Consider the following 12472-nt stretch of genomic DNA (forward strand, 5'->3'; position numbering starts at 1 on the left):
CCCGACGGCGGGCTGTGCGTCCTCAGCGCCGGGCGAGCATCCATTCGCGCAGGGCAGCACCGATCTCGTCCGGGCTGTCCTCCTGCACGAAGTGGATGCCGCTGATCGTGACCTCGGTCTGGTTGGGCCAGGTGCGGCAGCGGTCGGCGTAGACCTGGCACAGGAACCCCGGCTCGGCGTGCAGGTACAACTTGGGCAGGTCGTCGGTCGTCGGCAGCCAGCTGGCGTAGGCGTCGATGATCTCCGCGGTGTCGGCGGGCTCGCCGTCGAAGGGGATCTGGCGAGGCCACGTCAGCGTCGGCCGGCGCGACTCACCGGGTTCGGCGAAGGGGGCACGGTAGACCGCCATCTCCTCCTCGCTCAGGTCACGCATGATCGAGGAGGGCAGGATGCGTTCGACGAAGACGTTCTTGTCCAGCACCATCTCCTCCCCTGCCTCGCTGCGCATGCCGCCGAACACCCGTTGCGCCGCCTCGGGCCAGTCATCGAACGACACCGGACCGCAGATCGCCTCGGTGTAGCAGATGCCCTCGACACGTTCGGGGTGCCGGCGGGCCCAGTCGAAACCCAGTGCGCTGCCCCAGTCGTGGATGACCAGCGTGATCCGGTCACCGAGATCGAGCGCATCGAGCAGGCCGTCGAGGTAGCGACGGTGTTCGACGAAGGTGTAGCGGTCGGGTCCCGGGTCCGGCAGCGGGTCGGAGTCACCCATGCCCACCAGGTCGGGGGCGACGATGCGGCCGAGGTCGGCGACATGCGGCATGACGTTTCGCCACAGGTAGCTCGACGTCGGGTTGCCGTGCAGGAACACGACGGCCGCCCCCTCTCCTTCGTCGACGGTGGCCATGGCGACGCCCTCGACGTCCACGGTCCGCTTGGCGTACGGCATGTCGGCGGTGATCGGCATGGCGGCAGCCTAGAGGACCCTCGTGACAGCGGGGGTCGGTGCTGTCAGGCTTGGGGCCATGTCCGACGACGCGTTCTTCGCCCAGCTCGCCTCCCTCCTCGGGACCCCCGAGATCACGGCGGAGGAACGCACCGCGGTGCTCGACCTGACCAGGGTGGTGGCCCACGGCAGCGAACGGCGCTACGCCCCCCTGACGGCGTGGGCGCTGGCCCTGACCCTGTCCCCCGAGGACTCCTCAGCGGACCGAACGGCGCGAGTGCGGTCGGCCATCGTCGCGCTGGAGGCCACGATGGCTGATCAGGACGGGGCTGGCGCGGCTGCCGCCGACGACGCCTCGACGACCTGATGGCCGGCGCCACGCAGCGAGCGAAGGTGCGCCGGTTCCGTGACGGGACCGGCATCGGCGGGCGGGCCAGCCTGGCCGTCGAGGAACCGCTGGAGATCCGGGTCGACGGTGCCGTCGTCGCCACGACCATGCGCACCCCCGGCCACGACTTCGACCTGGCGCTGGGGTTCGCCATCACCGACGGAGGCGTCTCGCCCGACCGCGTGGGCGGGATGAGCTACTGCGGCGTCGACGCCGGAGAGGTCGTGGCGACACCGACCGCTGCGGACCTTGCCGGCCCCTACAGCGGCGACTTCAACGTGGTCAACGTCGCCACGCGGGACGGTGGAGGGGTCACCGTCGCACGCAACCGCCAGACGGTGGTGACCTCGGCCTGTGGCGTCTGCGGGTCCGACGTGGTCGCCGACCTCCGCGAACGGGCGGGGTCCGTCGCCGAGGACCCGTTGACCGTCGACGCCGACGTGATCGCCAGCATCCCCCCGGCCGCCCGGGCCGCGCAGCCCGGGTTCGAGGCCACCGGCGGCATGCACGCGGCTGCGGCGTTCGCCGCCGACGGGACCCTGCTGGCGCTACGGGAGGACGTGGGACGCCACAACGCGGTGGACAAGGTGGTCGGGTGGGCCGCCACGACGGGCCGGCTGCCCATGGCCGGCACGATCCTGTTCACCTCGGGCCGCGTCGCCTTCGAGATCGTGGCCAAGGCCGCAGTGGCCGGGATCCCCATGATCGTGGCGGTCTCCGCCCCGACGACGCTGGCGGTGGAGCTGGCCCAGGAGGTCGGGCTGACGCTTGTCGGCTTCGCCCGGGACGGCGACTTCACCGCCTATGCAGCTACTCACCGTATACGCGACTAGTCATTTGGAGTACGCCAAGTAGTCTCCTGACGGTGGGGGCGCCTGCCGATCCGTCCGAGGATGGCGAGCACCTACCCTCGAGCAGTCCTGTCCACGGTGGTCGCGTTCCTCCTGGCGTTCGCCGGGACGATCGCGTCGACGAACGGCGCATCGGCGCAGGGATTCGGCGCGCCGTCGGCGACCGGTCAGCTGCTGCGCGGCGAGGCGCCCGACTACGCCACCGAACGCTTCGGCGACCCCTGGGACTACGACAACCGCGAGGACCTGCCGACCGACCCCGGGCCGGTGCAGGGCGCGTCGTCGGTGACCGTCGGCGACGGCCGGCTGCGCATGACGTTCGAGGGCACCGGGCACGTGCACCCGATCTGGGCCAACTTCCCCGGAGCCATCCGTGTCGGCCGCGACGGGCCCGTCAACCCCGTCGACCCGACCCGCTACACCCACCTGTCGCTGCGCATCAACACGCCGATCACCACCGCGGGCCAGGTGACATGGCAGACCTGCCCCGACATCGACGCCGGGTGCGAGGGCACGGCCGGGTTCCTCATGACCAGCACCGGTTGGCAGACTGTCACCGTGGACCTGCGGCAGGGTGAGGGACAGCGGTGGGCCGGCGACATCCAGGCGCTGCGCCTGGCCATCGGCGCGTCGCAGACGGTGTCCTACGAGATCGACTGGATGCGCCTGCACGGCACCGCCGAACCGGCCCGCATCACGTTCTCCAACCCGTCCCTGACCGGTACCGGCGAGCTGCTGTGGGACGCCGACAGCGACCCGAACAACAACACCGCCGACAACCCCGGGTGGGGGGTCGTGGCCACCACCGACGGGCTGAGCGGCAGCGGGCAGTTCGACGTCGCCGCGTACCCCGCCGGGACCTACCGCTTCCTCGCACGAAACGGCTCCACGACCTCGGCGTACTCCTCTCCCCTCGTCATCGAGGCGGCGCCACGCATCCGCATCCTCGACCCCGACGTCACCGGCGGCGAGGACTTCGCCACTGCGGTGCTCGGCAACCCGTGGGACTTCTCCGATGGCAGCGACGTGCTGGGGATGGACAACATCACCGACGTGGCCTTCGTCGACGGGATGATGCACGGCACCAACGACATGGGTGGCATCAACCCGCGCGACCCGTGGATCCTGCTGTCGGGGCCGGGGACGGACCTGCAGGCCCATCGCTATCACCGCTTCACCGTCACGATGAACTACGACGGGCCGTTCGACCTGAGCTGGGACCCCGGCGGCGGGGCCCACGGTCGCATCTCGTGGCGACAGGACGGCAGCCACGTCTGGCAGCAGTCCGCGGAGGTCGTGACCTACACCGACACCGACACCTACACCGTCGTCATGGGCACCGATCCGCGCAGCGCGATCATGGAGGAGGACCTCGCCCAACCCGGGTGGGGTACCGGTGGCACGACGCACGAGCTGCGCTGGGACGTCAACGAGGACATCGGGCCCAAGCGCTGGCGCATCGACGAGATCCGCCTTGCCGCCGACGACGAGGCACACGGCAGCTTCGACATCACGTGGATCGACGACGCCCACCAGCCCGGGACGACGATCGCGCTGTTCGCCGACTCCAACGACCGAGGGTTCAACGGCCAGCAGATCGCGAGTGGGATCACCACGTCGGCTGGCGTCAACACCTTCACCTGGAACACCCGAGGCCTGCCGGCCGGGACGTACTGGGTCCACGCCGAGGCAACCTCGCCCGGTGGCGTGGCGACGTCACGGACCTACGCCACCGGTCCGGTCCAGGTGCTGGAGTCGGACTTCTCCTCCGTCGGGGAACCCTCGGGCCTGCGGCTGGCCGGGGCCGACCGCATCGCCACGGCGATCGAGCTGGCCTCCGACGCCTTCCCGGCTGGCGCCTCCACGGCCGTGATCGCACGGGCCGACGCGTTCCCCGATGCGCTGGCGGCGGCACCGCTGGCCACTGCGGTCGACGGGCCCGTGCTGCTGAACCCGGCGGACCGCCTCGACGAACGGGTGGCCGACGAGCTGCGACGGCTCGGCGTGCAGCACGTGATCCTCCTCGGCGGGACTGCCGCGCAGTCAACCGCGGTCGAGCAGCAGCTCCGCGCCGTCGTCGGCACCGTCGAGCGGGAAGCGGGCCCCGATCGGTTCGCCACGGCCGCAGCGATCGCCGTCCGAGCTGCTCGGGAGTGGACGGCGCGCGGCGAGTCGGTCGGTGCGCCGCTGGTGGCGCTCGGCAGCCGGTTCGAGGATGCGCTCGCCGCGGCGTCGCTGGCCGGGCATGCCCGCCGGCCCCTGCTGCTGGCCAGCGCGGACGTCGTGCCGGAGCCGACGGCACAGGCCCTGGCCGACCTCGGTGCGTCGTCGGTGACCGTCGTCGGCGGCCGCGGCATCGTGCAACCGGCCCTGCTCGACGGGCTGCGCGCCCACGTCGACCACGTCGAGGAGCTTGCCGGTGCCGACCATGTCGAAACCGCGGTGCTGGCCGCCCGTGCCGCCGTGGCCGCGGGCGCTCGGCAGGACGTGACGCTGGTCGCCAGCGGCGACGCCTTCCCCGACGCCCTGGCGGCGGGCCCGGCGGCGATCGCCCGCGGCGGCGTCCTCCTGCTGACCCCCCGCGACACCGTGGGCGCCCCGACCGAGACGTTCCTCCGCGACACCGACGTCAGCCGGCTGCGCATCGCCGGCGGCACGGCCGCGGTGTCGGAAGGCGTGGGCGCCCAGCTGGCCAACGCCGCAGGCGTGTCGTAGGGAGAGCCGCAGGCGTGGGGTGAGGAGAGCCGCAGGCGTGTCATACGGAGAGCCGCAGGCGCGGGCCGCTCCGGCCCGCTTATCGGCGCGATCGCGCCGATCATCGTCTCCGGGCGACGCAGGCCCCGATCGCGCCGGCAGTGGCCCGAGCCGACCGAGCGGATCGTGCCGAACGTCGCCCATGGGCGAGGCAGGCCCCGATCGCGCCGATCGTGGCGCCGGACGGCCGGACCGGACGGCCTGACGGCCGGACGGGGCGACGGGTCAGGCGCGGCCGGGGGCGGCGAGGAGGGGGACCAGCATCTCGCGTTCGGTGAGGCTGCCGTGGCGCGAGGCCATGTTGTTCTCCCGGGGGGTGGCGGGGTCGGCGAAGCCGATGTCGGCGAACGGGGCCAGGACCACGTCTCCGACGCGGCGGTGGTGGTGGACCGGACCGCCCTCGCCCAACCAGCCGTCGTCGAACAGCTCCTCACGGGTGAACACCCACGACTCCTCGCTGTGGGCCTCCATGCACGCCTCGTACAACGCCTTCTGCTTGTTGGTGCGCGCGTAGACCGACCGGAACCGGCTCTCGCCCGCCAGGCGACGGACCAGCCGGCTGTCCACGTCGACCTCCCTGATCTGGTCCGGGCCGACCTCGACGTGGCCGTGGTCGGCGGTGACGACGAGGGCACCGTCGCGGGGGACGATGTCCAGCAGCTCGCTGACCAGCCGGTCGGTGTCCCTGAGCTCCGTGGTGAAGAACGGCCCGTGCAGCCCGTGCGGGTGGGCGACCTTGTCGATGCCGTCGTAGTAGGCGTAGACCACGCGCGCGTCCTCGGCCAGCGCGAGGCGGACCTGCTCCCGCAGCACCGCCGGGGTCTGCCAGCCGCGCATGGAGTTGCCGGGCAGGTGCGCGCCGGTGAAGCCCGAACCCTCGAACTCCGCCTTCACGACCACCGGGACGGTCTTGCCCCCGAAGGAGGGGTGGGGCTGGATGGTCTCGGGCTCGGGGCCTCGCTTGCCCGAGTCCAGCCGCCAGGCCAGCACGTTCAGCACGCCGGCGTCCATCCCGATCCGATAGCCGAGCAGGCCGTGCTCGGCCGGCGTCAGTCCCGTCGTGATGGACGGCAGGCCCGCCGCGGTCGTCGACGGTGCCGCGCAGGTGATCGAGCCGCCGTCCATGCCCGACAGCGTCGGCATCTCCGCCGCGTGGTCGCGCAGCATCGTCCAGCCCAAGCCGTCGAGCACGAGCACCACGACACGGCTGGCGGCAGCAGCGACGTCGGGCAGCCACTCGGGAGGGGTCGGTGACTGCAGACCGGGGACGATGCCGCCGATCCAGGCACCGTCGTAGGCGGGGCGAACGGGAGCGGGGCGGTGGGGCACGGCGACCAAGCCTACGGGCTGGACCTACACTGACAGACGCACATGCAGTCGAGACGGACCGGACCGGGAGCCTTCGCCCTGCGTCATCTGCTGCCCGGTCTGCTGGCCGGGCTGTTCGTCGTCCCCCTCGTCGCCATGGTGATGGGCAGCCTGCGCCCCCTCGGCGCGCCGCCGCCCGGCGGGGTCGAGTTCGTGCCGCCAGGGGCGACGTTGCGGGCATACGGGCTCCTCAACGACCTGCTTCCGGTCACCACGTACCTGCGCAACTCCGTCGTCGTGGCGCTGGTCGCGGTCCCGCTCAGCGTTGTGGTCGCCTCGTGGGCCGGCTTCGGCATCCGGCTGCTCGGTGACCGCGCCAAGCGGATGGCCGTCCTCGCGAGCCTGCTGGTCATGCTCGTCCCGGCGAGCGCACTGTGGGCCACCCGCTTCCGGGTCTACGCCTGGTTCGACCTCATCGGATCGGTCCTGCCGCTGATCGCCCCGGCGTTGCTCGGCACGACCCCGTTCCTCGTCCTCGTCTACGCCTGGGCCTTCCACGGCATCAGCGACTCCCAGCTGCACGCGGCCCGGTTGGAGGGGGCGTCAGCGTGGACGATCTGGCGACGGATCGCGATGCCGCAGGTTCGCACCGCGACCCTTGCCGTGGCCATACTGGCGTTCACGTTCCACTGGGGGAACTTCGTGGACGCCCTGCTGTACCTGCGCGGGCAGGAGAACTACACACTTCCGCTGGGCCTGGACACCCTCAAGCTGCTGCGGCCGACGGAGTTCCCGCTCCTCATGGCCGGCGCGGTCGTCTTCAGCCTTCCGAGCGTCGGCGTCTTCCTCCTGGCCCACCGGCTGTTCGACGACAACCCCCTCGACACCCTGAGAAAGGGAACCTCCTCGTGACCCTGATGCTGCGCCGGTCGATCGGCCTGATCGCCGTCCTCACCGTCCTGGCCGTCCTGGCGTCTGCCTGCTCCGGCAGCGACGCCGACGGCACGGCCGGCACCGACCCCACCGACGCGACCGGCACCGCAGACGACCCGGTCGACATCGAGGTCACCCTGTTCGGCGGTCCGGCCGAGGTGGCCGGGTACCAGTCGTTGGTCGACTCCTTCGAGGCGGCCAACCCCGACATCACGGTGACGCTGAACCCGGTGGCCAAGCAGGACGACCTGCTGGCCAACCTCACGACGTCCTTCGCCGGCGGGGCACCACCGGACGTGTTCCTGGTGAACTACCTGAAGTACGGGCAGTTCGCGTCGCAGGGTGTGCTCGCCGATGTGCAGCCGTTCCTCGACGAGAGCGACGTCATCAGCGTCGAGGAGTTCGCCGAACCGCCGCTGGAGGCCTTCCGCTTCGACGGCGAGACGCTGACCTGCATGCCGCAGAACATCTCCTCCCTCGAGGTCTACTACAACGTCGATGCCTTCGACGCGGCCGGTCTGGACCACCCGGCGGAGGATTGGACGTGGGACGACTTCCTGGCCGCCGCGCAGGCGCTGACCGACGCGGAGGAGGGTCGGTACGGCGTCGGCGTCGAGGCCTCGCTGCAGCGCATCGCCCCGTTCGTGTGGTCCAACGGCGGTGACGTCGTCGACGACCAGCTCGCCCCGACGACGTTGACGCTCGACGAGGGCCCGGCCCGCGAGGCGCTGGACTTCTTCCTCGACCTGCAGCTCGTGCACGGCGTCGCCCCGCCGGATGCCGAGGAGCAGTCCCTGGAGTTCGAGGAGCGGTTCGTCGCCGGCCAGCTCGGCATGTACCTCAACAGCCGCAAGTCGGTGCCGTCCCTGCGCGAGGGCATCAGCGACTTCACGTGGGACGTCGGCCCGATGCCGACGGCACCCGGCGGCACACCGGCGACGATCCTGCACGGCGATGCCTACTGCATGAGCGCCGACGGCAACACCGAGGCGGCGTGGCGGTTCGTCGAGCACGCCATGACCGCTGACGGGCAGGAGATCCTGGCCGAGAGCGGACGGACCGTGCCGTCGCGTCTGGACGTCGCCAACTCACCGGTGTTCCTCGAACCCGACGAACCCCCTGCCAGCTCCCGGGTCTTCGTCGACGTGATCCCGACCATCCGGTCGCTGCCGCACACCGGCACGTGGTCGCAGATGCAGAACCAGGTCGACTCGATCTTCACCGACGTCTTCTACGGTCGCGTCGATCGCGAGCAGGGCGTGGCCGACATGATCAGCACCGCCGAGGCGACGTTCGCGCTGGGCGGCAGCTGATCGTGCCGGGCGAGGGCACACGTGCCGGGGTGGCGTGGCACGACGTCCGCCGGGTGCATCCCGGCCGCCGTGGCCGTCCCGACGTCGTGGCCCTCGACGGGCTGACGCTGGAGGGCCCGCCCGGGGAGCTGCTGGTCCTCGTGGGCCCGTCCGGGTCGGGCAAGTCCACCGCCCTGCGTGCCCTGGCGGGCATCGAAACGCTGGACGCCGGGTCGGTCCACATCGACGGCGCCGACGTCAGCGCGGTGGCCGCCCACGAGCGGGACGTGGCCATGGTGTTCCAGGACCTGGCGCTGTTCCCCCACATGACGGTGGCCGACAACGTCCTGTTCGGCGCGTCGCTGCGGCGGCTGCCCGAGGCCGAGCAGCGAACCGTGCTGGCCGACGTCGCTGAGCAGCTGGACCTGCAGGACCTGCTCGACCGCCGCCCCTCGGAGCTGTCCGGTGGGCAGCAGCAGCGCGTCGCCCTGGCCCGTGCGCTGGTCCGCAAGCCGGCGGTGTTCCTGCTCGACGAACCCCTGTCGAACCTGGACGCCCGCCTGCGCCTGGACGCCCGCACCCGCATCGTCGCCCTGCAGCGGCGGCTGGGCATCACGATGGTGCACGTCACCCACGACCAGACCGAAGCGATGACGATGGGCGACCGCATCGCGGTGCTGCGCGACGGCCGCCTCGAGCAGGTCGGTACACCCCGTGAGGTCTACGACGAGCCGGCGACCAGCTTCGTGGCGTCGTTCCTCGGCATGCCCCCCATGAACCTGTTGCCCGGTTCGGTGCCCCTCGCGGGGGCCGTCCCGCCCGACGCCGCCACCGTGGGTGTCCGCCCCGAGGACCTGGTGTTCGTCGACGACGGCCCGCTGGCCGGCCGTGTGCTGCAGGTCGAGGACCTCGGCAGCGAGGTCGTGGTCCTGGTCGACACCGACCACGGCATCGTGCACGTCCGGCGCGGCGTCCGTGAACCGCTGCCCAGCACCTCGTCGGTGACCTTGGGGCTGGCACCCGGGGGCCGTGTCCACCGCTTCGACGCGGACGGCCTGCGACTGTCGACGGTCGGCGGGTGATCCGGTGATCGCAGGCGCTCGGCGGTTCCTGGCCCCGTACGCCCTGGGCGTGGTGCTGCTGGTCCTCGTCCCGGCCGGTCTGACGTTCGCCTACGCCTTCACCAACGCCACCGGCCTGAACGAACCCTCCTTCACAGGGCTGGCCAACGTCTCCCGGATGCGGGCCGACCCGTTCCTCCCCGCCTCGATCCGGGCGTCGTTGGTGCACGTCGGCATCGCCGTCCCGCTTCGCCTGCTGGTCGCCGTCACCCTCGGGTTGGTGCTTGCGGCGCAGCGACGAGGGGCGCGCTGGTACCGCGTCGCGGTGTACGTCCCGACCGTGATGCCCGACATGGCCATGGCCCTGCTCGCGCTGTGGGCGTTCAACCCGCTGTACGGCCCGGTGAACCAGGTCCTCGGCGCGTTCGGGCTGCCCGAGCCGGTCTGGTTGTCCACCCCGTGGGGAGCCCGGTGGGCCGTCGTCGTGATGCTGCTGTTCCCGATCGGCGAGGCCTTCCTCGTCGTCCTCGCGATGCGTCGCCGCATTCCCTCGTCGTTGTACGACGCCGCCGCGCTGGAGGGCTACGGCCCGTTCGGGCAGCTGCGTCGGATCACCCTGCCCCTTCTCGCCCCGGTCCTGGTGCTGCTCGCCGTGCGGGACGTCATCCTGACCTTGCAGGTCAACTTCGTGCCGGCCTACCTGCTGACCGACGGCGGGCCGGGCAACGCCACCCGGTACCTGCCGGTCTACATCTACGACCAGGCGTTCGAGTTCTCGGGCTTCGGGTACGCCGCCCTGCTGACGATCTCGCTGATGCTGCTGAGCACCCTCCTGGTGGGCTTGATGGTGGTGCTCGCCCGCCGCTGGGGGCTACTTCGTCGGTGACCCGGTGGGCGTCACGGTGACGTCGTCGGTCTCCCCAGCAGTGCCGGCGTCGGGTTCCTCGTCGGTGGCAGCATCAATGTCGGGACCCTCGGCCCCCGTGTCGTGCCCCTTGGGCTGGTCGACCGGTGGGGGACTGCTGCCCGCGCGCACGAAGGCCATGCCCCCGAACACCAGCCCGAAGATGACGGCCACGAACACGAACGGGTCGATGCCCTGCATCGCGAGGATCTGCTGGCCGGCGTCGGACGTGGCGACCAGTCCCAGCCCACCGATCGCCCCGACGGCAGCCACGGTGCCGATGATCGCCCCCCAGGGCCGGCGGCGTGGGGCCACCAGGACCGGCGGCGGCCCGGCTGCCGTGCGGTCCTCGTCCGGTGCCGGCGCGAGCGACTCGGGAGCCTGCAGCGGCACGCCCGGCAGCTCGACCGTGCGGTCCAGCGGGGCGGCATCCAGCGATTCGGGGTCGGGGTCGGGTTCGGGTTCGGGGTCGGGGTCGGGGTCGGACTCGGGGTCGGGCTCGGACTCGGACTCGGGCTCGGACTCGGACTCGGGTTCGTCGTGGTCAGCCCCGTCGTGGTCAGCCCACGCGCGGTCGACCGCGTCGATGACGGCCGACTCCTCGATGCCCAGGATCGCCGAGACGTCGACGGCATCGAGTCCCACCTCCTCGACCAGAACCACGGCTTCGGACTCCAGCGTCACCCGCGGGTCCGGCTCGACCTCCATGTGCGCCAGCACGAACAGCTCGAGCGGATCGCTCGCCTCGATCTCCAGCCCCATCAGGGCGATGGAGTCCAGGGCAGGTTCGACTCGTTCCTCGGGCAGGAAGACCCGGAGGAACGCGCGAAGCTCCGCCTCTGGCATGTGCACGTCGCCCATCTTCTCGTGTCCATCCCGACCCGAGCTCCAGCGACCCCCGTCGACGGTCCGAGGCCACCGACGACTATCGTCACGGCCAACCATGGACACACCACCACCGATCGAGTCACGCCCAACGTTCCCCGACGACCTGGCCGACGTCCGCGCCGACCTGCACGAGCTGTTCGTCGCCACGCCGATGTACGCCACGATGGGCATCTCCCTCGACCGCTGGGGCCCCGGGTGGGCACAGCTGTCGATGGCCCCCACGGCTGCCACCGGCAACCTGGCCGGAAGCGTGCACGGGGGTGCGGCCTTCACCCTTGCCGACGCCGCGTTCGAGGTGGCCTGCAACTCGTGGGGTCGCCTGGCGGTGGCGCTGGAGACCACCTGCCACTACCACCGCCCCCTCGAGATCGGTCGGGTCGCCCGTGCCGACGGCTGGGAGGTGTCCCGCGGCGGCCGCACGGCCACCTACCGGCTGCAGGTCACCGACGATGACGGCACAGTGCTCATCAGTTACCTTGCCCTCGCCTACCGCACGTCCCGTTACCACGTGGATGTCGACCGCCTTCCCGAGGGCTGGGGATGACCGACCCGAGCACGATCCCACCGATCGTGGACACCGGGGGAACTTCGCGGCCCCTTCCTGCGACCCATGGAGTGATCACCCGATGACCAGGGAGGAGTTCGATGCGACGGCTGACGCGCTCGCCACACGTGCCCGCAAGGGTGACGCCGACGCGTTCGATGACCTGTGTCGCCTCCTCCGGGACGACGTGTGGCGGTACTGCTACGCACTCCTCCGCGACCGTGAGCAGGCGTTCGATGCGTCGCAGGACACGTTCCTGCGGTGCGTCAGGGCCATCCCGAAGTGGCGCGGCGACGCCCCGGTGCGGGTCTTCGTGTTGGTCCTGGCCCGCCGAGCCGTCGCCGACCTCATCCGCAGCGAGCAGCGTCGGCGCCGCATCGCCGATGTGGCCGTCGAACCGGTCGTCACGGTGCCACAGCACACGGGGACGATCGAGGTGGCGGAGCTCATCAACCAGCTCGCCGAGGACCAGCGGCAGGCCTTCGTGCTGACCCAGGTGATCGGGCTGCCCTACGAGGACGCCGCGGACGTCGAAGGTGTTGCCGTGGGCACCATCCGGTCGCGGGTGTTCCGAGCCCGTGAACGGCTCACCGACGCCATCGCCGCGGCCGAAGCCGAGGCCGACCGAACGACCACCGACGACTCCCAGGAAAGGATGTGACC

The 12472-nt window shown here is 71.4% G+C and carries 12 protein-coding genes; 9 read left to right on the plus strand and 3 right to left on the minus strand.

From position 1 onward, the window contains the following. Positions 1 to 22: 22 nt before the first annotated feature. Entirely contained in the window at positions 23 to 907 is an 885-nt protein-coding gene (locus tag DVS28_RS18750; RefSeq protein ID WP_114592827.1) for a haloalkane dehalogenase, read from the minus strand. A 58-nt stretch (positions 908 to 965) separates the two neighbouring features. Between DVS28_RS18750 and DVS28_RS18755 the strand changes: the two genes are divergently transcribed. The 3 genes from DVS28_RS18755 to DVS28_RS18765 are packed head-to-tail and all read left to right on the plus strand — an operon-like array spanning position 966 to position 4840. Continuing rightward, on the plus strand, positions 966 to 1253 hold the full coding sequence (locus DVS28_RS18755; RefSeq protein ID WP_114592828.1) for a DUF6457 domain-containing protein: 288 nt from the start codon (positions 966 to 968) through the stop codon (positions 1251 to 1253). Next, positions 1253 to 2107, plus strand: coding sequence for a formate dehydrogenase accessory sulfurtransferase FdhD (locus tag DVS28_RS18760; protein WP_114592829.1), 855 nt, complete (start codon positions 1253 to 1255; stop codon positions 2105 to 2107). Before DVS28_RS18755 ends, DVS28_RS18760 begins: the two co-directional genes overlap by 1 nt. A gap of 60 nt (positions 2108 to 2167) precedes the next feature. Next, complete coding sequence (locus tag DVS28_RS18765; RefSeq protein WP_114592830.1) at positions 2168 to 4840, plus strand: cell wall-binding repeat-containing protein; 2673 nt, start codon at positions 2168 to 2170, stop codon at positions 4838 to 4840. 264 nt (positions 4841 to 5104) lie between these two features. Here DVS28_RS18765 and DVS28_RS18770 read toward each other — a convergent pair whose 3' ends face one another. Then, positions 5105 to 6208, minus strand: a complete 1104-nt coding sequence (locus DVS28_RS18770) for an alkaline phosphatase family protein (RefSeq protein ID WP_164710750.1) — start codon at positions 6206 to 6208, stop codon at positions 5105 to 5107. A gap of 42 nt (positions 6209 to 6250) precedes the next feature. Between DVS28_RS18770 and DVS28_RS18775 the strand changes: the two genes are divergently transcribed. From DVS28_RS18775 to DVS28_RS18790, 4 genes are read left to right on the plus strand one after another with little or no spacing between them, the layout of a single operon-like run. Further along, the gene (locus DVS28_RS18775) at positions 6251 to 7099 is read left to right on the plus strand and encodes a carbohydrate ABC transporter permease (RefSeq protein ID WP_114592832.1); all 849 of its coding nucleotides are present in this window, start codon (positions 6251 to 6253) and stop codon (positions 7097 to 7099) included. A gap of 5 nt (positions 7100 to 7104) precedes the next feature. Next, positions 7105 to 8433 (plus strand): ABC transporter substrate-binding protein, encoded by a 1329-nt coding sequence (locus tag DVS28_RS18780; protein WP_245973646.1) that lies wholly within the window; start codon positions 7105 to 7107, stop codon positions 8431 to 8433. Between the two features lie 2 nt (positions 8434 to 8435). Next, a complete protein-coding gene (locus DVS28_RS18785; RefSeq protein WP_164710751.1) occupies positions 8436 to 9494 on the plus strand; it encodes an ABC transporter ATP-binding protein in 1059 nt (352 codons plus the stop codon). A gap of 4 nt (positions 9495 to 9498) precedes the next feature. After that, a complete protein-coding gene (locus tag DVS28_RS18790) occupies positions 9499 to 10359 on the plus strand; it encodes a carbohydrate ABC transporter permease (RefSeq protein WP_114592834.1) in 861 nt (286 codons plus the stop codon). Here the strand turns inward: DVS28_RS18790 and DVS28_RS28580 are convergent. After that, the gene (locus tag DVS28_RS28580; protein ID WP_216826143.1) at positions 10345 to 11229 is read right to left on the minus strand and encodes a hypothetical protein; all 885 of its coding nucleotides are present in this window, start codon (positions 11227 to 11229) and stop codon (positions 10345 to 10347) included. The two genes, DVS28_RS18790 and DVS28_RS28580, sit on opposite strands and share 15 nt — an antisense overlap. Before the next feature lie 91 nt (positions 11230 to 11320). Here DVS28_RS28580 and DVS28_RS28585 point away from each other — a divergent pair, with 91 nt between their 5' ends. Further along, complete coding sequence (locus DVS28_RS28585; protein WP_164710753.1) at positions 11321 to 11809, plus strand: PaaI family thioesterase; 489 nt, start codon at positions 11321 to 11323, stop codon at positions 11807 to 11809. Between the two features lie 82 nt (positions 11810 to 11891). After that, positions 11892 to 12470, plus strand: coding sequence for an RNA polymerase sigma factor (locus DVS28_RS18805; RefSeq protein WP_164710754.1), 579 nt, complete (start codon positions 11892 to 11894; stop codon positions 12468 to 12470). The last annotated feature ends 2 nt before the right edge of the window (positions 12471 to 12472 follow it).

This window comes from Euzebya pacifica (assembly GCF_003344865.1).
Taxonomy (GTDB): Bacteria; Actinomycetota; Nitriliruptoria; order Euzebyales; family Euzebyaceae; genus Euzebya; species Euzebya pacifica.

What these genes read in the sequence shown, in the direction of transcription:
- DVS28_RS18750 (WP_114592827.1), bottom strand. Translation starts at nt 907, where the DNA reads ATGCCGATCACCGCCGACATGCCGTACGCCAAGCGGACCGTGGACGTC.
- DVS28_RS18755 (WP_114592828.1), top strand. Translation starts at nt 966, where the DNA reads ATGTCCGACGACGCGTTCTTCGCCCAGCTCGCCTCCCTCCTCGGGACC.
- DVS28_RS18760 (WP_114592829.1), top strand. Translation starts at nt 1,253, where the DNA reads ATGGCCGGCGCCACGCAGCGAGCGAAGGTGCGCCGGTTCCGTGACGGG.
- DVS28_RS18765 (WP_114592830.1), top strand. Translation starts at nt 2,168, where the DNA reads ATGGCGAGCACCTACCCTCGAGCAGTCCTGTCCACGGTGGTCGCGTTC.
- DVS28_RS18775 (WP_114592832.1), top strand. Translation starts at nt 6,251, where the DNA reads ATGCAGTCGAGACGGACCGGACCGGGAGCCTTCGCCCTGCGTCATCTG.
- DVS28_RS18780 (WP_245973646.1), top strand. Translation starts at nt 7,105, where the DNA reads ATGCTGCGCCGGTCGATCGGCCTGATCGCCGTCCTCACCGTCCTGGCC.
- DVS28_RS28585 (WP_164710753.1), top strand. Translation starts at nt 11,321, where the DNA reads ATGGACACACCACCACCGATCGAGTCACGCCCAACGTTCCCCGACGAC.
- DVS28_RS18805 (WP_164710754.1), top strand. Translation starts at nt 11,892, where the DNA reads ATGACCAGGGAGGAGTTCGATGCGACGGCTGACGCGCTCGCCACACGT.